The 19,920-nt window shown below is 46.1% G+C and carries 19 protein-coding genes and 4 pseudogenes; 12 read left to right on the top strand and 11 right to left on the bottom strand.

Features of this window, described 5'->3' with window-relative positions; all coding sequences use genetic code 11:
* Positions 1 to 311: 311 nt before the first annotated feature.
* The 3 genes and pseudogenes from ABF87_RS08875 to ABF87_RS15035 form a co-directional block, all read left to right on the top strand.
* A complete protein-coding gene (locus tag ABF87_RS08875) occupies positions 312 to 1,214 on the top strand; it encodes a DUF2806 domain-containing protein (RefSeq protein ID WP_160828773.1) in 903 nt (300 codons plus the stop codon).
* Between the two features lie 126 nt (positions 1,215 to 1,340).
* Positions 1,341 to 1,853 (top strand): annotated as a pseudogene (locus tag ABF87_RS08880) (IS1595 family transposase).
* Positions 1,832 to 2,251, top strand: a pseudogene (locus ABF87_RS15035) (IS5/IS1182 family transposase); the annotation flags it as partial. The pseudogenes ABF87_RS08880 and ABF87_RS15035, both read left to right, overlap by 22 nt.
* Positions 2,252 to 2,267: 16 nt before the next feature.
* Here the strand turns inward: ABF87_RS15035 and ABF87_RS08890 are convergent.
* On the bottom strand, positions 2,268 to 2,525 hold the full coding sequence (locus ABF87_RS08890) for a hypothetical protein (protein WP_160828775.1): 258 nt from the start codon (positions 2,523 to 2,525) through the stop codon (positions 2,268 to 2,270).
* A gap of 63 nt (positions 2,526 to 2,588) precedes the next feature.
* Positions 2,589 to 2,816 (bottom strand): hypothetical protein, encoded by a 228-nt coding sequence (locus ABF87_RS08895; protein ID WP_160828776.1) that lies wholly within the window; start codon positions 2,814 to 2,816, stop codon positions 2,589 to 2,591.
* A 369-nt stretch (positions 2,817 to 3,185) separates the two neighbouring features.
* Here ABF87_RS08895 and ABF87_RS08900 point away from each other — a divergent pair, with 369 nt between their 5' ends.
* The 8 genes and pseudogenes from ABF87_RS08900 to ABF87_RS15410 form a co-directional block, all read left to right on the top strand.
* Entirely contained in the window at positions 3,186 to 3,923 is a 738-nt protein-coding gene (locus ABF87_RS08900; protein WP_160828777.1) for a hypothetical protein, read from the top strand.
* Positions 3,924 to 4,035: 112 nt separating this feature from the next.
* On the top strand, positions 4,036 to 4,590 hold the full coding sequence (locus ABF87_RS08905; RefSeq protein WP_160828778.1) for a HEAT repeat domain-containing protein: 555 nt from the start codon (positions 4,036 to 4,038) through the stop codon (positions 4,588 to 4,590).
* Positions 4,591 to 4,665: 75 nt separating this feature from the next.
* Positions 4,666 to 5,130: a hypothetical protein gene (locus ABF87_RS08910; RefSeq protein WP_160828779.1), complete on the top strand. Its 465-nt coding sequence runs from the start codon at positions 4,666 to 4,668 to the stop codon at positions 5,128 to 5,130.
* Positions 5,131 to 5,838: 708 nt separating this feature from the next.
* The gene (locus ABF87_RS08915) at positions 5,839 to 6,300 is read left to right on the top strand and encodes a hypothetical protein (protein WP_160828780.1); all 462 of its coding nucleotides are present in this window, start codon (positions 5,839 to 5,841) and stop codon (positions 6,298 to 6,300) included.
* Between the two features lie 37 nt (positions 6,301 to 6,337).
* Positions 6,338 to 6,838, top strand: a complete 501-nt coding sequence (locus ABF87_RS08920) for a TlpA disulfide reductase family protein (RefSeq protein WP_240143606.1) — start codon at positions 6,338 to 6,340, stop codon at positions 6,836 to 6,838.
* A 132-nt stretch (positions 6,839 to 6,970) separates the two neighbouring features.
* Positions 6,971 to 7,126: a DUF4266 domain-containing protein gene (locus ABF87_RS15290; protein ID WP_345789898.1), complete on the top strand. Its 156-nt coding sequence runs from the start codon at positions 6,971 to 6,973 to the stop codon at positions 7,124 to 7,126.
* A 172-nt stretch (positions 7,127 to 7,298) separates the two neighbouring features.
* Entirely contained in the window at positions 7,299 to 9,920 is a 2,622-nt protein-coding gene (locus ABF87_RS08930) for a DUF3570 domain-containing protein (protein WP_240143607.1), read from the top strand.
* A gap of 73 nt (positions 9,921 to 9,993) precedes the next feature.
* A pseudogene (locus tag ABF87_RS15410) lies at positions 9,994 to 10,165 on the top strand (transposase); the annotation flags it as partial.
* On the opposite strand, the gene ABF87_RS15045 reads toward ABF87_RS15410, so the two are convergent.
* From ABF87_RS15045 to ABF87_RS08945, 4 genes and pseudogenes are all read right to left on the bottom strand, one after another.
* A complete protein-coding gene (locus ABF87_RS15045; RefSeq protein WP_240143608.1) occupies positions 10,165 to 10,734 on the bottom strand; it encodes a tyrosine-type recombinase/integrase in 570 nt (189 codons plus the stop codon). The pseudogene ABF87_RS15410 and the gene ABF87_RS15045 sit on opposite strands and share 1 nt — an antisense overlap.
* Before the next feature lie 93 nt (positions 10,735 to 10,827).
* Positions 10,828 to 11,124: pseudogene (locus tag ABF87_RS15415) on the bottom strand (site-specific integrase); the annotation flags it as partial.
* 286 nt (positions 11,125 to 11,410) lie between these two features.
* Positions 11,411 to 14,110, bottom strand: coding sequence for a S8 family peptidase (locus ABF87_RS08940; protein WP_240143609.1), 2,700 nt, complete (start codon positions 14,108 to 14,110; stop codon positions 11,411 to 11,413).
* A 3-nt stretch (positions 14,111 to 14,113) separates the two neighbouring features.
* Positions 14,114 to 15,121 carry an AAA family ATPase gene (locus ABF87_RS08945; RefSeq protein ID WP_160828784.1) on the bottom strand — a complete coding sequence of 336 codons (1,008 nt, stop codon included), beginning with the start codon at positions 15,119 to 15,121 and terminating at the stop codon, positions 14,114 to 14,116.
* A 505-nt stretch (positions 15,122 to 15,626) separates the two neighbouring features.
* Here ABF87_RS08945 and ABF87_RS08950 point away from each other — a divergent pair.
* A complete protein-coding gene (locus tag ABF87_RS08950) occupies positions 15,627 to 15,893 on the top strand; it encodes a hypothetical protein (RefSeq protein WP_160828785.1) in 267 nt (88 codons plus the stop codon).
* Positions 15,894 to 15,914: 21 nt separating this feature from the next.
* On the opposite strand, the gene ABF87_RS08955 is transcribed toward ABF87_RS08950, so the two are convergent.
* The 5 genes from ABF87_RS08955 to ABF87_RS08970 are packed head-to-tail and all read right to left on the bottom strand — an operon-like array spanning position 15,915 to position 19,918.
* Positions 15,915 to 16,328, bottom strand: a complete 414-nt coding sequence (locus ABF87_RS08955; protein ID WP_160828786.1) for a conjugal transfer protein TrbN — start codon at positions 16,326 to 16,328, stop codon at positions 15,915 to 15,917.
* Positions 16,328 to 17,422 carry a P-type conjugative transfer protein TrbL gene (gene trbL, locus ABF87_RS08960; RefSeq protein WP_160828787.1) on the bottom strand — a complete coding sequence of 365 codons (1,095 nt, stop codon included), beginning with the start codon at positions 17,420 to 17,422 and terminating at the stop codon, positions 16,328 to 16,330. Before trbL ends, ABF87_RS08955 begins: the two co-directional genes overlap by 1 nt.
* Positions 17,423 to 17,467: 45 nt before the next feature.
* The gene (locus ABF87_RS14680) at positions 17,468 to 17,668 is read right to left on the bottom strand and encodes a hypothetical protein (protein ID WP_164503202.1); all 201 of its coding nucleotides are present in this window, start codon (positions 17,666 to 17,668) and stop codon (positions 17,468 to 17,470) included.
* A 26-nt stretch (positions 17,669 to 17,694) separates the two neighbouring features.
* Complete coding sequence (gene trbJ / locus ABF87_RS08965) at positions 17,695 to 18,492, bottom strand: P-type conjugative transfer protein TrbJ (protein WP_160828788.1); 798 nt, start codon at positions 18,490 to 18,492, stop codon at positions 17,695 to 17,697.
* Positions 18,493 to 18,508: 16 nt separating this feature from the next.
* Complete coding sequence (locus tag ABF87_RS08970; RefSeq protein WP_160828789.1) at positions 18,509 to 19,918, bottom strand: TrbI/VirB10 family protein; 1,410 nt, start codon at positions 19,916 to 19,918, stop codon at positions 18,509 to 18,511.
* Positions 19,919 to 19,920 lie beyond the last annotated feature (2 nt).

Genomic DNA, 19,920 nt, shown 5'->3' on the forward strand with positions numbered 1-19,920 from the left:
ACACCAGATTCAGTTATAACTCCCTAATCTGCGGATGGTTCTGCGAATTATCCGCCTTTTTGCGCCTCTATGCTGTGCTCCAAAGATAATAGATAAAAATAAGTATTTATTTATTTTCATTTTTTGTCTGATGACTATAAGAGTCGAAATATTTACAGCGCAACAAAATTTCGCATCTATCATTTATATTATTGTTGATAAGATCCATACCTCCTATTTGATAATTTTTTAATGCCGTTCAATTTTTGGCGAATTACACAAATTTATAATTAATTACACAACTATCTTAATGATTTAATTAATATTTAATAATGAATAATAAATTAATAAACGATTTATTAATAAAATCTATATTACCTTTTTTTATCACGCAATCTAAGGTATTAAAAAAAGATTATATAAAGTATATGCTTACTATTGATGCAACTAATTTATTTAATGAGCACTTAAAATTAGAAATTAGAGCACTAAAAAATATCCGCACAAATCTAAAAAAGAAAATGAAGGGAGCTCCATCTGATGAGATTATGCGGTTACATGAAGATATTGTTACCATCAGAAATGTTTTGAGAAAATTTGATATATTTCAACGCGCTATTCAATATTCTTCGAAAATAGACACCCTAAATATTCAAATATGCTCAACGACTCAGGCTTCGTTTACTTGGAGAATGTGGTTCGACATGTTTTGTGAGATAGCTAAACTTGATACTGAGCCTTGGCGTAAAGAATTGTTAGCGAAAGCTTTAGCTATTGAATCATTCAAATGTGGAAGTATTGGATTAAATACTTTAGAGATCATAAGCACCATTGAGAAGGAGATGTTTTATAGCTTTGGGAACACTTTAGATATAGCAATATCAATTAACGATGAATTATTAATTCCAAATATTTCAGCTTATAGCCAAATTACATCTTTAATTTTGCCTAACTCTAATTTGAATGAATTTAATAACACTATGATCAATATGACGGATCTAGGTTTAATAAAAAATTATAATTATTTAATGGCATATCACCAACCTAATAATCAATATATTTTTTCATATGGGAATGAAACCTATTTTTTTGATTCTGATAAACAATTATGTATTGAAAATGCCTTTTCACTGACGACACTTGGTAAAAAATTAGCGAGCCTGTATGAGCGGAAAGCAAATGATTTAGGTAAAATAATTTTTAAAACATTGGTAGAAGATTTATCATTTAGATAGGTGACAAATAAAAAAAGCTTTCAAATAAATAACCTGCAGTATTCTCAATACCATTTAAAAAATATTTAATTTATATTTAGTGGCTTAGAAAGATAAGCACTTATTAAAGTGTGTTAACTTACTGAGATGAAAATTAAATATAGATACTATTTTCGTTCTCAAATCAAAAAAACAAAATTTAGGCAACTTTTTCAATGCTTTTCGTTGGATTTCACTGCTACTAGCACAGCTCAATTGACCGGTATTTCTATCCAATTCGTCAATACCATTTATCTTAAAGTACGATAGCGAATTGCCCAGAACTGCGAGCTTGAAGCCCCTCTGCAAGGTTCAGTAAAGATCGATGACTCCTATTTTGGCGCACAGCATGTACGAGGAAAAAAAGGTCGTGGCGTTTATGGTAAAAAAATTGTCTTTGGCGTGCTTAAGCATTATGAAAAGGTATATACAGAGATTGTACCAAATTGCTCCAAAGCAACATTGCAAGCCATTATCCCTGGACACGTGGCGCCAGATACTATGATTCATTCTGATGGATGGCGCGGTTATGTAAGAGCAGCACCCGCTAGCCATCACGCGGAGCATTCCAGCACAAACAGACTAAAACCATACACGATCCGAGGCTGGCTGCCCAGGTAGGACGTTACGCCTATGCCAAGCAATACCGGCGCATGAAGGGCGCACTGAAATCCTTGCGTTTCTTGGTTGGGCGAGTCTGGCGCGACATCGAGCACGAACTGGATCGCCAGGATGAAATTCAGGCTCCCAAAGCGATCCGTATCTTCGAACGCGTCAAACGCTGCTAGTGCACAAGCCCAAAGACAGGAGCAAGCTCTACAGTCTGCATGCTCCGGAAGTGGAGTGTATATCGAAAGGAAAAACCCGCCAACCGTATGAATTTGGTGTCAGGGAACCGTGGCTACAACTCACGAGTAAGGCCTGGTGGGGTGGGCATGCGCAGTTTGCCCGGTAATCCCTACGCCGTCCACACGCTAACCGAGGCCATTGAGCAGATCACCATCCTAACTAGTCGTCCCTGAAGAACTCATTTTTTCACCAACCGAGTTTTAGATTGATAGTGTTGCGAATCATCAGTCGGTAAAAGTCAACTCCGAAATAGCTACATAAAAGCGCTAACTGGCGCAGAATCTTGCGTAAGTTACGACCTGCAGCGCATAACAAAGCATTCATGGCATCACCGACAGCACCTTTGAGGAAGTTTCTCCCCAGCCGCCCATCATTCTTCATATGCCCAATCACCGGTTCTATTGCGTTGCGTCGTTTGAGCTTTTTCTTGATCGCTACCGTCACACCACGCTTGGCTCCCGCAATCCATACTTTGGTTGTTTCTGTTAGTCCATGGCCACGGTAACCTCAATTCACGTATACTTCCCTTGCAACGATACCGGTCAATTTATGAACCTGTTCCAGTGATGCCGATAGCGGGTGTCCATCATAGGGATTGCCAGAAAAAGCTTTCATTCCCACGACAAAATTCTCTTTGCTGGTACTAACCACTCCGACTTTGACACCAAATTCATACGGCTTGTGTGCCTTTCCCTTGGCTATGCATTCAACTTCCGGTGCATGTACGCTGTACACTTTGTTCTAGTCATTGCGACGGCGCACCTGGCGAGCGCATCGTCCATCTCCCCGTCAACTTTTGCATCCATCTCAAATTCAATCCCAAGGCCTTAGCTTTGAAATACGTTATTCAGGACGGACTTTAGGCAGGCCAAGAATAAATATTGGTTGGTAAGAATGTCATTTCAATATGTAGCCGCGACATTTTGCCACATTGTGTTTTGTTAAATTACAAAATATGATTGGCGCCGAAATTAATTCTATTTAGTAAAAGAGTGTTAAAAAGAATCGATTTCGGGTTGCTTTCTGAGATCCACCTCAAAAAGCAACCTCCAGTGAGAAGCGCAAAAATAATTCATTAAAATAGTTAAAAGGGGTTTTCTTTACATGCTTAACAAGAAATCTAAGCTTTCAATCCAAACAGCAATTGCTATTGCATTGCTGATGGGCATCTCACAAAACGCATTTTCTCACACTAGCCTAGAGATACCAAGTGTTGCTGAAGGCGTTAGATTGACAAATAATGTTGTCATTGGGCATAGCTGCGGAGAAGGTAAAAATACCATCGCCAGCTCAACCGTTTTTCCAGACGGCGTAGATTCAATTATTAAAGTCAATGGGGCTGTATCAAGCGATACCATAGATACCTATGTTTCGAACTTTGGCAATTTGTATCAAAAAGTCCTGGATCACAGCGTTTTTGAATCTGAAAATGAAAAAAAAGACGCTAGCGGCAACGTTGTGGGCTTCTGGGTAAAAGATGGCAAAATGCCAGAAGGCTATACAGTTTACCTTCCATTCCGCGCCAGCGCTATGTTAATCGAACCAACTTCATGCGCACGAAGCATAAAGGTGGTTATGGGTACTGTAGATATTTGTAAAATAACTCCCATTTCACGTTTTGGAGATGGAATCGTAGAACTATGGACTCCAATTGTAGGCTCAAACTATGACGGTAAAGGAGTTTCTCCTTCTTTAACCGTAAATCGCGATATTACAAATAATCCTTTGGATGCATCATGCGGTAGCGGTGTAGACGTCGAGATTATTCCATCGGCTGCGCAGCTCAACCGCGACATGCCAATCATGAATGCTAAAGGTAAGCAGTATTGGCCTAAACCTTAACCTTTAATCTATTAACAGCTTAAGATTAAGTCAGTTGTAAAAATTGAAGATAAGTGAGAATGGGAGCTCTCACTTTATCTTCAATTCTGTTTATTTCTCAATAGGAGTATTTATGCGGATATTAAGAAAAATACCCACTCTATTCACGATTTCTTCATTCGTTTTCATTGTTCCTCTAGGCAGTGTTACGGCGGATGGTACTGATAACAAGAATGCCGGCACAGCATTTAATAGCCTAGAATCGATACAAATCAATTGCATTATTAATGATGATGGAATGGAATCGAATCTGGAATTGACTGCCAAGATGATCAACATGATTAACTCAAGCAAACCAGAAGAACGACTTAGCGCATTATCTCAATTGGCAGGCAAAATTCCGATTGAGCCTAGTTCTGTGCAAAAAATTCTACAAATTGCAATTCAAGACACTGATCCAAATGTCAGAGCTCAAGCAGTGTATGCGCTCGCCCAGCAAAAATGCGCTGATGTGCCTTTAATACTCGAACAGGCTTTACAAGACAGCGAGCTTTCGGTGCGATTAATGGCAGTTGATAGCTTCGGTACCGATAAATTTGGCATCAGCCTACTCGAACAGGCATTGAATGACGAAGAACAGTCCGTCAGAGAATTAGCCGCCATGAAATTGGAAGCTTTATCAAAATAGAGACATCGCTCTATTTAGCAATACAGTACTTGTTCATGATAGAGATCGCGACCTAATGATTAAGGAGAAATCAAATTGAAATTTTCAAGATTAAAGAACACAGTGATCACAGCTATAAGCGGATTAATGATCTGTCAAACATTTGCAGTTTTTGCCGATAATCAATCTGGTAGCTTTACCACAGGATTAGCTGCAGGAGTTGATTTTTATCAAGTTACCTGCTTTGATGATGGCAGCGGCCTACCTTCCTATGTCGAAGCACAAGTCAAGGATATGACCGCAAATACCTCAAAAGTAGGCATTTTACTGTACAAAGGTACTGCTTGTACAACTAAACAATGTGCACAAGCTAGCATTGATACTACTGATAACAATACAACTTATAGCCCATTGACAAAAGTTAGCCAAGGCGCAGGTGTATATAACTTGTTCGTATTGCATACTGCAGCCGGAACGGATAGTTACGATATTCTGGTCCACTGCAAAACAGCTAGCGATGGGCATACTGGAACGAGCGTTTCTTCAAAGCAACAACAATAACAACGTTTTTTCATATCGATTGAGTCTAATCCCCGATGAGATTTAAATCATCGGGGCCCTCATCCAGATTCATAACCAATTCCAATTTTTTTCGGCTTGTACGATAAACCGAATGATTCTGAATATTGATATAGTCAGTTTGTAAATGTGATTTGATACCTAAATCCATTACTTCAACTCATAACAATATATTCCTCATGTTTTGCTTCATTTCCTAACCAATTAGATATTCCGCGCTTTTTTAAAATTGAAATCACCCATATCAATTTATTAATCCCAAATTTCTAATTAAAGAATAATTAATAAATATTAGCTTGTTACAATAATTTACATACCTATTTTATTAATTTGAGGTGCGACAATTTGCCGCATTGCTCTTTTAGATATTGAAATAGATAATAAAGACAAACAAAGGAGCAGCGTAATAACTTAGTGAATAAAATGAAAGAGGATGAGTGCTACTTAGCTCTCTAAAAAAGCTTGAGTGAGTTATTTAAAAACACCTTTGCATTCATCTAAGTGCACTCTTAACTAATACCACTAAGAAAACTGTATTTGTTTGAATCGTTGATAAAGCTTCCTCCCTCTTCCTCCTCCTTATTGGGAGGGAGTTTTTTAAGCGGTAAAGCAATTATTCACTTTAACGAGATATATGTTTCTCTAAAAATAATAAGCCTTATTAATGTTCGAATTTAGGAAGTTATAAAAATGAAAAAATTAGAAAAAAAAATATTTGCTACAGCTTTTTCGATAATTGCACTTAATTACATAATTGTTGCAAATGCACATGATATAACTAACGTTACCATGGATCCAGAAGGTATTAACGCGGGATTTCTTGGGTATGCACAATTTTCTTGTTTTGATGATGGAAATGGATTACCTGATAGTCTAATTATTGCTATCAAAGATCTCTCACCCCCACAACAAGACTTATTGGTGAGTGCACAAATAATCGGAAAATCTAATGCTGCTAATACTACCGATCCCATATCAGGGGATAGTGAGAATAGCCCAGAAATTCGCGTACACGAAGGATCTGGCCCCTATCTTGTATTAGTCAATAAAAGTGGTCCGGGGCCACGAGAATTTTCGCTAACCTATCATTGCGAGACTATTGATAATAGGCATACGGGAACGAATCCTCCAAAAGTAATACAGTTTCAGTAAATGATTGAATCCAAAATTAGATTCTAGAGGTAGTAAGATGATGAAATTAATAATACTTTTTTTATTTTCACTTAAATTTAGCTTAATTGGTATATCAGCCCAAGCCGATCATATTGAGCAGGCATCTACTGCTTGTCAGCTGACTACTTTGGATGGCAAAACAACCTATGATCTGCAAGAACTGAAAGGAAAAGTGGTCTATGTAGATTTTTGGGCATCCTGGTGTCCGCCCTGTGTTAAATCCTTTCCCTTTCTAAACCAACTCGAACATGATTTAAAAGATAAAGGACTGCATATAGTTGGTGTCAATCTGGATGAAAAACCTGCCGATGCTCAAGCGTTCTTGGCGAATAACCCTGTGGATTTTTCGATTGTAGCCGATGCCAGCAAACAATGTGCAAAAGCATTTGAATTGATGGCTATGCCAACCTCCTATTTAATCGATAAGAAAGGCAATGTGCGACATATCCATCAGGGATTCCGTTCAGATGAATCGAAGCAATTACGGACGTTGATCACGCAGTTATTAATGGAATAATCCAAGATACATAGATTTTTAGTGAGAAATAGTTTCATGCTCTACAGATACTCATCTATTTCGAAGCTTAAGCCATTTTAGATGAACCTACTCACACTGATATTAAGTATTGTTTTGACAGGGTGTGCAAATGTGGCACCCTGGGAACGCGGCAATCTCGCCCAACCCCAGATGGAATTGGATCCGCATCCATTGCAAAGCGAAATTCAATCGCATAATTACAGTAGCCGCGAAGCTGCACCTAGCCATAAATCTTCTTCCGGAGGTAGTGGCTGTGGTTGTTATTAGGTTAATTCACCTCTTTTCTAATTCCTTACTCAACATGTAAGGACGGATTAATAAGGTAAAATGGTAATACAATTTGTATCGTAATAAAAAGCCTCAGCGTCTCCGTGGCTGTCAGAAGTCGTCTGATTATCCATCAGAATTAGCAATCCATTCACCAAATGCGCTTCATGCTTTGACTTCAGCTGCATTGGTATTACCCGGCCTAATGTTATCGCCGGGACATGCCGGGGCAAAAGACCGCATCAATTTTCAATACAGCCGTTATCAGGAAGGTGAACGTAATCTTTTTGGCGTACCGCATAGCCTAAGATCGATCACGGCGGATGTCTTGCATGGCAGTGGTATGTTTTCATTGACGGATCGCACCTCATTTTCGTTCAGTTATACGCAGGATACTTGGTCGGGTGCGACGCCTGTAACCTCAACGCCGTTGGCAACTAATGGAGGTAATCGTCCGTTTATCAATAATGGCGTAATCGCTGGGGCTTCTCCCATCCTCCAAAGCGAAGTGCTTTTAAATCGAAATTTGTCTTTTATCGGTCGGGATCCTATCAACAAGCATATTACTGGAGAGATTGATCCCCGCTCAGTCTTGGTGATGGTATCGGCTTCCCCCGAAACGCGCCGTCAGGCTACATTTGGCCTAAGCCACGAATGGAATGAAGCCTCCATCAATATCGCGGGTGGTTTTTCACGCGAGCGTGACTACAAATCCAGCTTTGGTAACATTGGTGGCCGCCTTGATTTTAACCAGAAATTGACAACAGTCAAATTCAATGGGGGTTACACCTTCAGTGAAATTAGCGCCATCTTAGACCCTGATTCATCGCCCTATATCAATAAAGATTCTTACGCTCAGAATATTGTGAGGCGTAAAGGCTCAGAAATTCTCCAGGATGAGCGGCAGGATTGGGTAACCAATATTGGTGTAACGCAAGTATTGACCAAAAATGCCTACATTGATGCAAGCGTCGGTTATACCCACAGCAGTGGTTTTCTAGAAAATCCGTATAAGGCGATGTCGTTCATTTTTGTCGATCCGACCGAGTTGAATAATGGACAATCCACGCCGATTACCGGGAAAGTGCGCGCATTCATTGAACAACGGCCTGGTACTCGTAACCAGATTGCGCTCAATACGAAGTATGTACACTACATCAGTCCGTTTAATGCCGCCATGCATTTGGGTTACCGTCTATCGGTGGACGATTGGGGCGTCAATACGCATACCTTCGATGCTAGTTGGGTGCAACCGTTGGGAAGTGGTTGGATCTTAACGCCTCGGATCCGCTATTACTCTCAGGATTCAGCCAGTTTTTACCGGCCTTATCTATTTACTCAACAAGCTCATCAAAGCCCACAGGTTGATAGCGGAGGGCGAGAAATTTATTTTAATCCTACAAATCCTGAGGCTTTATATTTTCGGAGTGGTTTATTTGGCTATGTCGACCAGAATGGTAATCCAGTCGAGGACACTTTGGCTCAAACCCTTCAGCCTAAATTCGTTCCTTATCAATTGCCTAAAAATTTCTCCAGCGATCATCGTTTGGCGGGTTTTGGCGCGCTGAGCGGCGGCGTGGTGCTGAGCAAATTACTGGGAAAAGGAGTCGCGCTCGAAGCAGGCTTTGAATATTATACGCGTGCCGGTTCAATGCAGATCGGCGGGAATGGAAGTAGCAATTTTGCCGACTTTGATTATTATGTTGCTAATGCGGCAGTCAAATTCGATATCGAGCCATTCACTTCTTCAACGATGGGTGGTCAGGACAGTTCTGCCACTTCTTATAATCATGCTGCAGCGCATCATCTTCACACGATCCCGCCTGCCGGCATCATGTTTGGTCATATGCTCGATAAAGCTGGGGATTTCATGGCAGGTTACCGGTTTATGTATAACTGGACTGGCGGACACATGATGCATGGCACTCACCAAGCGGCTGATCAACGTATCATCGATCAAGGTTGCGGTGCTCAGGATTGTCAGTTCACGTCTGCCAACATGGACATGCGCATGCACATGATCGATCTGATGTTTGCACCAACCCGTTGGCTGAACGTGATGTTGATGCCGACCTTCATGGACATGAACATGAATATGAGGGAATTAGCGGGTTCCAAAAGCCCATTGAAATCAGCCGCGCATGCTAATCATGGAGCTGCTGGAAATGAAACCGGTGCGCTGAGCGACACGTATTTCTCATCTCTGATCAAATTGCTCGATATTTCAGGTCATCGCATCCACGTCAATCTGGGCATAAGTGCGCCTACTGGCAAAACCGATATCGAAATGCGCCGCTCGCATACCGAGGAAGGCGGATTAATTCATTTCGGCATGCAATTAGGCAGCGGTACCTGGGATTTTATGCCAAGCCTGACCTATGTTGGGGAAAAAAGCCGCTGGTCTTGGGGGGCGCAGTTGAGCGGCGTCAAGCGCCTAGAGGAAAAGAATAAATCTGGTTATCGCTTGGGTGATATGGTACAGGCTACAACATGGGGCGGGTTCGATCTGACGCATTGGCTGACTGCGACTGTGCGCGGCGCTTATATCTGGCAGGATAGGATTCATCGGGATTTTGATCAGTTCAATGCGCGCATCGGCCCCATGGATTTTCCATCGAATTACGGTGGGCAATTCTGGGACATGGGATTTGGTGTCAATGCACGGATTCCAATTGGTCACTTTACTGGCAATCGGTTCGGATTTGAATGGATTCAGCCTATAAGTAATGATCTTAATGGATTTCAGTTAACCCGCCAAGGATCATTGGCAGCAACATGGAGTTATCATTTTTAATGATAGTTAAGCACTTACTAGAGTGTATTAACTTACTGAAATGAGATTCTTGTAAAAAACAAAAGGATTTCATATTACCCATTCCCATCGTAAACATGACATATCAGACGAAGTTTGGTCACTGCTTGAGGTACATTTGTCAGGCCGTCAAAGTAGTTGAGAAATACCAGAGTTAATCGTAGGTTTATCAATGCTGTTTTCGTGATTATACGCCCGGGTATGCCATGGGGGAATTACCGCCTGATCAGATCATAATCCTTTCCACTTCATCTAGAGTCATTTCATCACGGCGCCGATCATATAGCTGTGTTGTTCGAGTACTGGAATGGTTTGCCATAATTGCCGCTTTTTCCAGAGTTCCGCCATTTTTTAAGTAAGCAGTAATACCAGTAGCTCTGAAACTATGATTGCCAGCTTTTGTGGCTATGCCTGACTTAATGATGTGCCTTTGTATCATGGCATGAGCATTGGCTTGAGCTAAAGGGAAAGAGGTTAGTTGTCCGGTGCCTCGGCCAATGGTTCGGAAAAGAAAACCCTTCGGATCATCACGCAGCTTCGTTCCATTAATATAGGCACTTAAATATTCTTCCAAATTATGGTGACAGGGCATTTCATGTCGTTTGCTACCTTTTTCATGCAGCCGAACCCATAGCCTTCTGTTTTGAGTATAAACATCTTCAACTTTCATCGCTAAAGCAGCGCCAATGCGCGCGAAGGAATAAACCATCAGTGCAATCAGCGCGCGATCTCTTAATCCCGAAGGCTTGCTGACATCGATGCTGTTCAACAACTGACGGGTATCTTCACTGTCCAAGATGGGAGTTTTTCCGGTTCTAACCCGATGAGCGGGGCCTCTGACAGAAGATGCCGGATTAGTGGCTACAATCTGGCCGACTACCAGCCAATCGAATAAATGTCGTATAGCCGCCAAATGCTGCTTGACGCTGGGTGCCGATAATCGTCTGGTTTGTAGTTCAATCCATGCGGCTACATGTAATGGCTCGATATCAATCAATGCAACAACTTGAGCTTCCACTTGACACCAATTCATAAAATCCAGAACTGCACGAACATAAGCACGACGAGTATGTGGATTTCGAATGTTAGAGGCAAAAAATTCCAGAAAACGAATTCTGGCTCGTTCACCAGAGGCAGTGATCAGAGCCGGACAGGAAATTTTTCTCAGGGAAGTTAAACTGGTCATTTTTTGATTGGGTAAAAATGCAAGCGGGATGAGTGAATTTTACACTCATTCATACATGTGATAAAGGACATTATCACATATTCAAATATCATTATGCGAATTGATAGAGTGTAAAATTAAAATACCTTATAGTATGATTAGAATGTATTCATTTTATCGATAGCATATGATGGTACACCGAACGGCAATTACATTGGATGATGAAAGTTTTACCTTTCTAAATACCTGCCAGTTGCTTCTTGAAATCAACCACCTGTATCTCCCATTTTGATCCGGTGTCCGAGCGTCACTCGGTTGCTTCAACTTCCACTTCGACCTCGTTGCCCTCGATCTCGGTTTCGGTCTGGGCCTGAAGTTCGGCGATCGCTGCGCGCAGCGGTTCGTAGATCGTGATTTCGCCCCCCAGGATTTCAAAGGTCACTGCGAGCACATAGCGCGCCGTCGAGTCCGGGTCATGGCTCCAGCCCTGATGGCCCACCACGGCAATGCAGAAGTGGTCGGGCAGGCTGTTCGAGCGGACGACCGCCCAGTCCTTTTGCACCGTTCCGCAGTTGCGCTTGAAGTCTCGGATCAGCCCATCCTGGGGCTTGTCATGCAGTACCCAAGGTAACGTGGTGCCCGGAAGCGGCGCGTCGCCGTTCGATGCATCCTTCATGGCGCGCACTCGGAAATCATGCAGTCCCTCGCCCAGCTTGCTGGCCTTCCAATCGACCCAGGTGGAGAGATAGCGGCGCAGGTTGCGGCGTGTGCGCCGCGGCTGGGCGACATAGGACAGCGTCACGTCAATGCGGATATCGAACTCGTCGGCCTGCTGACGCAACGCGGCCGGGATTGGCACCTGGTAGACATGGCATCCGCCGGCATGAATTTCGGTGTCGCCGCTCGTGATGAGCGTCGTTCGATGATCCGTGTTTGTGGTGGCCCGGGTTTCGTCGGGGACGCCGAAGCCCAAACAGCGAAAGGCGTCTGACGCTGATGTGAGCAGGGCCTGCTTTTCCACAAACGTCATGTTGGGCGGCGGATTGCGTAAGCGCGACAGCAGGTCTTCTGCCCAGGCCGGCCACTGCGCCGATTGTACGACGAGGGCGCGATATAGCAGCGCCGGCTCGGTAGGCAAGACGCGTTGCACCTGGGCTGCAATGCGCGCGACTTTGGGCGTCGCATAGGACGTCCCGGCGGTGTCCCGGTCAGCTGCCGGTCCGGGGCCATGCAGTGTCGAGCGGACCAGTTTGGGGCAGGCGGCGGGGATGACGCCGCCTGCCTGGATGTCGGGCGGCGCATTGTTCGTGCGCGCAGCGTCGCCGCCGTACTCCACGACTTCCGGCTTGATGACGTTCCAGATTCCAGGGCCCGTCCGCGAGAACGCCGAGGGGCCTGCGGGCTGGGTGGCGAAGGTGCGCCATGCGCCCTGCTCGGCGGCATCGTAGGCGATCGAGCCGACGGTCAGGGCCTGCAGGCTCTGGCCCGGGTTGGCGATGCGGGCTGAGTTTTCTGTGAGATAGGCGGGATAGTCTCGGCCAGCAGTCAGGTGATCGGCGATGCCAAGGAATGGGGGTGTGCCTTGCAGCGGTAGGTTGCCGGCACTTTGCACGATGAGCACATCCCGTTCGTTGGACAATTGGTCGATCTCGGCCGCCCAGGACGACATATAGCGCGTGCGGCAGTAGCTGCGCGCATTGATCGAGTGATTGAAGATGCGGGTCTGGAGCGGGCTGTCGTTGAAGCGTTCGACGGCCTTGCGCAGCGCTTCGGGCGGGAACAACTCGATCGGCATCGCGTTCTGAGCGTCGAGCACCCGGGCGTTCTGAATCCAGAATGGTAACTGCGGTGCGCCGTCGGCCGGCACGTCTTCGCCATACAGCACGGCGCCTGCGACGCGTGTGCCGTGGCCGTCCGGCGCAACTTCATCGGCGACAGCCGTCGCAGCTTGGCCCGGAAGGAAGCAATGGGACGTGGTCTGGTCGATGCTTGGCTGCAACAGGGCGTGTGCCTCTTGGATGCCGCTATCTATGATGCACACGGCGGGGGCGTCGGCATCAGGTGCGACCGGCGCGACGGCGTACGCCGCATGTCCGTCTTGCTGACCCTCGTTTTGAGGCAAGGCGATGTCTTCCGGTTCGACGACCTCGAATATGTAAGGATAGTTGAGGACGAAGTCCTTCAGCCCCTTGCCCGAGATCTTCAGCCGAACCGTGAAACTGTCTGGCAGCACGCCAGCATCGAAGTCGGCGCTGTCCCTCATATGAAGGATTTCAGCTTGATAGAACTCGGTGAACTTCTGAATGGAAGTCTCGCGTTTGATCTTGATTTCGTCCCACTCGGTGTAGGCGCTGGTCCGCTGCTTCGACCACTCGTACTCCTTTGCGGCCCACTGAGCGTCGGTCGGGCGCTTGCCGCGCTCCGGGCGCGGCGGAATTTCCTGAGTGCCGGCGCAGGCGATACCAATGTCAACGATGTAGAGTTGGTCTTCGTCGATAGTGCTCCACGAAGCCATCAAATGATCGGAAAGGATTCGGCCCAGTCGGTCCGACTGATTAGGATCGTCGAACAGCTTGTGGACCTCGGCGATGGTCGCCGAGCCGCGCACGGTGACAGCAAACCCCTGGGCCATGTTACGGAACGCCGTCAGCTGAATGTCCTCAGATGCCACGATCACGTAGCCGTCTTCCTGCTCCGCCACGATCTCGAATTGGAACTTGGCGCGCAGAGCGTCGAGGTCGAGGCCAGTGTCAATCTGCAGCAGGATGGGAATGCCCGCAGGGATGTCCGGCAAGGCTTGTCCGCACGCCTGGCGCTGTGCCTTGCGTGCCTGCCAGTTCGCAGTAAGCGTTTGGGCTGTGGTGTCCAGGGTGACGCTGTGCGCCTCGCGCTGCGCACCTTTGTTGGCTAGCGTTTGCGGCGACGGCTCGCGAACTCCGCGCAGGAGCGCCTTGCCTTGGTAGCGCAAGAGTAGTGGAAGGTGTTCAAAATTGTGCGCTCCCGGCATGGATTAAGCTCTTTGTGTCGTATCGTGCCGCTGCAACTCCTCAATGGCCTTTAATAGTTTGTCTTGCGACAAGGATTGGCAGCCGGCCAGAACTACGGCTTTTGCGGCGTCCTGCGCTGCCTTCACGATCATCGCGGCCGAGAAGCCTTCGAGCTTTGCGACCAATGGTGCCCAGGCGATGGTCCGATTCATCCGCACGCCAGACAGCGTCATCTTCAACAATTTCTCAATTTCAGCCTTACCGGGCAGCGGGATAGAGAAGACATCATCGAAGCGTCTGAACAGCGCAGGATCCAACGCAGACTCGAGATTCGTCGTCGCCACTAAAAGGCCTGGCGCGTCGTACTCTTCCATGAGTTGCAGCAGCGAGTTGACAATACGGGACACTTCTCCGATGTCTTTAGAGGCAGTGCGCGATCGAGCAATGAAGTCACATTCGTCGAGCAACAGTACGCAAGGCTTCTCCCGGGCGCTACTGAAAATGGACCTTAGATTCTGGGCCGACTCCCCGAAGAACGAAGAGATCAGCACGTCGAAGCGCACCTTCATCAGCGATAAGCCGGTATTCCACGCCAGCCGCTTGGCGCCCAACGACTTGCCACAGCCCGGCGGGCCGTAGAGTAATACGGTCTTGCGCGGCTTGAGACCGAAGGTCCGCAGCCGGTCACGAGCCGCATATTCTGCTTCGATGCGGGCGAACCGCTGCTCGACCGCCTCGGGTAGCACCATGTGATGCTCCAGCTGATCGTGCGGGATAAGCGTGGCCAAGGTCTCGCCATGACGCCTGCTTAGTGGAAGCTCTTTGAGTGTGCGGTCAAAGTCGGGTAGCGATAGCGGAGCGGCAGGCCGCTTGGGCCTAGGTTTCTTCAGAATCGCTTCAAGCTGTTCGGCAAGTCGGACATGTCCGGCCTTACGCTCTGCATCGACGATTTTACCGGCCAGCCGGTCCAAGTCTGTTTGCGAACCATCGGAAATGGCTCGTATCACTCTCTTCAGAATATCGGCATTCATTTGGTATCACCTATTTTTACGAGCCGTCGGGCGAGTGCCAAACGCCAACTGGCGTGAACGCCACGACCAAACGCCGCGCTGTACGTTCGTGCTTTGATCGGATGTTGCTGGAGCACCGTAGTGCGACTACCTCCAAGTCGCGCTTTTGAACTAGATGCAGCAACTTAAGCGCTGTGCCTATTGGCTTTTTCTATCCGATTTCCCACTTCTGAACGGTAGACAAGCTTGTACTGAGTAGGCGTGCGAAAACTGCTTGGCTAACGTGCCCGTCTTCACGGATGCGCTTGATCTCACCTGGCCTCAAGGGCTCGTCCACGTCATCGGAACGAGATCGAACAAATCATGTCATTTTATAGCACTCGAGGCTACAGAAGGCAAGCTGATACTTCCGCCTCAATGGCAGTAGCCAGCATCTTACGCGCTCCTTCTCTCAGTATTTCCTGCAACGGATAGTCGGTGTATTCAGCTTTAAAACATTCTTATCTGTCATTGCGGTGTTTCCTTTTTGTTGGTTGATCTGGCGAGATCTTTACCAACAGGTTACATCGCTTTCTTCTCCTACCATACACCAGAAATGATTATAGCTCCACTCATTGTTGAGCGTACCAAAGCAGGAGGGGAGTGGGCCAAAATTCGCGGTGTAGTTATGGTACCCAAACCAACATTATCTAAGCAACAGATTGAACATGCTAAAAAGCTGCTAGCAGGACAGGAGCATATAAGTATCGTAGCTGAATCCTCAGGGTTTATTTGTGTCTCTGATCAGAGATAAGTAAATGATACTGCAATATATTTACTTTGCCTCTAACCAATCCGCCCACTTAACAGCCTTGGCCATCAAATCAGCTCGATATGTCGCGTTATACTTTGGCGTTCGTGAATGATAATTCGCCGCCCTCGTCCAGATATCCCCTTGATCCTTCTTGATATGTAATCGCACACGCCAAGCAGCCAGATCATAAGCATAACAACCTGTAGCTGACACATGACTAGGTGCAATGCCATATTTCGATAAATCTTTCAGGTACGAAGTATTGAACTGCATGGCACCTACATCGTAAGTACCGTTCTTGTTACGTACCCATTGCCCTGGCTTCCCCCCCTCCTTCTCAGCAATTGCCAGCATAATGTTGGCCGGTATCTCATACTTGATGGCTGCAGAAATAGAACATACTATTCTTTCGTGCAAAATGGGGGGTAGATCCATTACCATTTGTCACCCGAATTATTTCCTATTCCCGCTGCATCCCGCGCATTACCCTTCTCGATGGCATTGCGTAAAGCTTCCGTTCCATATCGTGAAGATGTAGCCGCTGCAACTCGACTGGCAACCAGTGTCCCGCCATAAGAGGCAACCGCTGCCGCAGTTCCTGCCCCTGCTAGGAAATTGCCCCCACTATAACCACCAATTCCAGCAGATGAGCCTATGGAATTGCCCGTTATGATGCCTGCCAGTAGTGGCGGCAACTTGGATATCAACACAAAAAATGCAATCGAAAAAATCAGCATCACGGCCAATTCTTCGTAATTCAACACATTCTTACCCATCTTGGTGTAAAAATCAGTCAATAAATCGTTACCAATGCCTACAACCAAGAGCATTACAAACAGCTGTATTCCAATACCCAACACTGTTTTAAAATAATTGATTGCAATATCCGATGTCCAACGTGCCCCACCAAAACCCAGAAAGAAGATTCCTGCATACATGAGTATCCAGGAAGAAATCAGTAAGAGCAGCATATTGACTGAGATTACAGCCAAAATGACAAGGATAGCTATAGACATTAAAAAGCCTATTAAACTATCTATGGGATCAAGAATATTCAAATTATTAATAGATTGATTCCATATGAGAATACCTGTATTTACAATACTGGAATGGCTTGCGCCTCCGGGCAAACCAGCAGCCGTACCTCCTAATTGTTGCATTGAGTCAATGATGGTTCCTGCAATATTGTGCCCAGATACAGCATTAGTCAGCAGCCAGAAGTAGAAACCTGTAAAGATAATAAAACGGGTAAATTCAGCAAAAAAATCCCCAATATCGGCTTTACGAAGCAGCATCATGCCGAATGTCCACACCATGGAAATTAACACCAATGCCCAGAACAAGCGCTCAGCAGCACCTTGAATAACCGTTTGCCAAGATTTAACCTTTGTCCAGAATTTATAAACCACCTGATCAAGTACGCTCTGATTAGTTGCTTGATCAAAATAGGCCAACTCAGCAAAAGCGCTTGTTGATAGAAACACTAGAATCAAAAAGCTAAACAGAACAACAACATTTACTTTATACATACGCCTGGTCTCCAAATTATTCTGTAAGCACTCTAAAACAAGAGATTATTTAACTTCCTGTAATTCAATGGGATTTCCTGATTCATCAACTGGGCCATTAACAGTCCATCTAATGCCAGACGGCATATCACTTAATTCTTTTCTTGGTTCCTTCAGCTCAAGCTTTCCGTCTGTTTTATCGCATCCAGTTAAGATTAATATTGATATTGCAATAATGGTAATTACTAATATATTGATTATTTTCATGACTCCCTCTCTAGCTTATATAGTGTTTAAAACGCATCCCTGACAGACCAACTTCTACCCACAGGCAATATTTCAGGACTCAATCGCCTGGTAGCCCGCTCACGCGCGGCCTGCTGCATAGCCTTCAGATCCACTTCAGCCTGGGATTGCGTGTTCAGTGCATTATGCTGAGCGATCAACATCTGGCGCATTTGCAGCAATTGATTGGCTTGGAATGCCGCGAGTTGATTGGCATATTGCAGTGCGGCCATTTGCCCTTCGGCTGTCTCGGTTCTTTGTTGCAATAATTGCAGGTGCGCAGCATCAACCGGCATTTGACTCTGATGCTCACTCAAACCGGTCAGCAGTCCGTCATTGGCCTTTTTCTGGGCATCGGTGCTGGTATTTTGTCCGTCTTGCAATAATTTCCACGCCGCTTCATTGCATCTTTCCTCAACAGTAAAACAAGGTGAGCTGCGGTAATACTCGACATTGCGAAATCGCTGCATATAACCATCTATCCCTCCATAGGTCTGCTCGTAATACCGTATCGTGTTGGTCAGGTGGATAAGCTTATTCATTGCGTACTGGGCCTTTGCCCATAAGTATGCTGGTGGCGCTAAGGTATTTCTGACCATGTTTTCATATTGCTCGAGTTGCTTTTTGTATTGATCTATGAGTATGAGGGTTTGATCCACACTTTCTGTCGCGGTAACAATGCTTTGAGCGACATTGGCCGCATCGATGACAGGAATTCCTGTTGCACGAGCATTTGATACAAACCCTGTATTTATAATGAGCAGCAGCATGATGAATCGGGTTGGTTTACTTCCAGCATTTACCATTGAGCATCCTCCTGCATTAATAATCAAATGACTGATACGGTTTAGAGAACTTCATGTCTTTGGTCACAATGATGTTGAATCGATACCCCGGTCTGATCTCGAGTGTCGGAGAGATATTCAGGTTTTTGCGAATCAGGTTGGCCGTGACCAATCCCAATTGCTGCCCCAGTGCCTGGCTCATGATGCTTCCCGCATTCTGCCGTCCAAAGGTACTACCCGCATCACGCTGACTATAGGTTGAACCCGCCACAATGGCCGACATAATCAATGCTGAGCCAAAGATTCGAAGGTAGTGATTATTCACCTGATCATGGAATCCGGCATACCCCAGCCCATCAGCACCAGGCATGGCACCAATGTCCATGGTTTTACCATCGGGGAAGATAATGCGCTGCCAGGCAACCAGTACCCTCGCCTGGCCGTATTCCACATCACTGGAATAGGTGCCAACCAGCCTTGACCCTTGCGGTATCAGTCGCCATTTACCCACTGGTGAGTCATAAATGTGTTGGCTCACCTGGGCCATGATCTGTCCAGGTAGGCTGGAATTGATACCGGAGATCAAGGTTGCCGGAATCACAAACCCTGCTTGTAATACATAGGGCGATGCTGGTTTTTGCACGTCACTATTCAATGTCCAGCGTTTTTCGCCGTCAGTCGAATCAAAGCGTGAATAATCCTGTGTTTGCCCACCCTGCTCATCATTCACCAGGCGGGGTGCCATATCATCCATAACCTCCTCTCCCCTTCCCACTCCCAGGTTTCCAGCGTCTTGATGACTTCCCTGAACTCCTCTACGTAACTGCGCCAAACGTGCCTGATAAGCCGTCGTTGGATCCTCTCGCAACGTCGAATCGATCTGGTGTCGCACGGATGCCATCTCAGCGAGCATTTCATCGCGTGTTTTAGCCGTGGTATTGGGAGAAGATGCACTGCTTCGAGGAGCGACGACATTGACCTGGGTTTTGGCCTTGATCGCTTCTTCCAGTTGCTGACGTTTGAGCATGCGGATATGAGCCAGATCGGGATCTTGAACAGCATGCGAAGACTGAGCGCCTACTCCTGATGGCAAGGGTGGCCGATCCAAATCAGTGGGTCGCTCGATAATGAGTCCCGGCAGGGGCATTTTGGAATCTGGCGCAGCAGGTGGATTTTTAGGCTCGATCATACCGCCGACATAATCCTTTGCGATAAGCGAGGCAAACGATTGGCTCGACTGCACATCTTGAGTAGTATCAGGAGGCGGCTGATTGCGCTCGGCTGCCCGATTCATCGCAACAATCATCATGAGCAGCATAAAAACCAGCATGATTGCGCCAAAGATCACGATCGGCAGGTTATTGACTCGGCGCACGCCAACACCACTGCCCTTCTTGACTGTAGTCGGTTCGCGCTCTGGTGATAAGATTTCAGGATTGACACTCATAC

The sequence above is a fragment of the Nitrosomonas sp. JL21 genome (assembly GCF_009833095.1).
In the GTDB taxonomy this organism is placed as follows: domain Bacteria; phylum Pseudomonadota; class Gammaproteobacteria; order Burkholderiales; family Nitrosomonadaceae; genus Nitrosomonas.

Coding starts and splice junctions, on each gene's coding strand:
- ABF87_RS08940 (WP_240143609.1), bottom strand. CDS start 14,110: ATGCCGGGAGCGCACAATTTTGAACACCTTCCACTACTCTTGCGCTAC.
- ABF87_RS08875 (WP_160828773.1), top strand. CDS start 312: ATGAATAATAAATTAATAAACGATTTATTAATAAAATCTATATTACCT.
- ABF87_RS08915 (WP_160828780.1), top strand. CDS start 5,839: ATGAAAAAATTAGAAAAAAAAATATTTGCTACAGCTTTTTCGATAATT.
- ABF87_RS08955 (WP_160828786.1), bottom strand. CDS start 16,328: ATGGATCTACCCCCCATTTTGCACGAAAGAATAGTATGTTCTATTTCT.
- ABF87_RS08905 (WP_160828778.1), top strand. CDS start 4,036: ATGCGGATATTAAGAAAAATACCCACTCTATTCACGATTTCTTCATTC.
- trbJ (WP_160828788.1), bottom strand. CDS start 18,492: ATGGTAAATGCTGGAAGTAAACCAACCCGATTCATCATGCTGCTGCTC.
- ABF87_RS08900 (WP_160828777.1), top strand. CDS start 3,186: ATGCTTAACAAGAAATCTAAGCTTTCAATCCAAACAGCAATTGCTATT.
- ABF87_RS14680 (WP_164503202.1), bottom strand. CDS start 17,668: ATGAAAATAATCAATATATTAGTAATTACCATTATTGCAATATCAATA.
- trbL (WP_160828787.1), bottom strand. CDS start 17,422: ATGTATAAAGTAAATGTTGTTGTTCTGTTTAGCTTTTTGATTCTAGTG.
- ABF87_RS08945 (WP_160828784.1), bottom strand. CDS start 15,121: ATGAATGCCGATATTCTGAAGAGAGTGATACGAGCCATTTCCGATGGT.
- ABF87_RS08970 (WP_160828789.1), bottom strand. CDS start 19,918: ATGAGTGTCAATCCTGAAATCTTATCACCAGAGCGCGAACCGACTACA.
- ABF87_RS08920 (WP_240143606.1), top strand. CDS start 6,338: ATGATGAAATTAATAATACTTTTTTTATTTTCACTTAAATTTAGCTTA.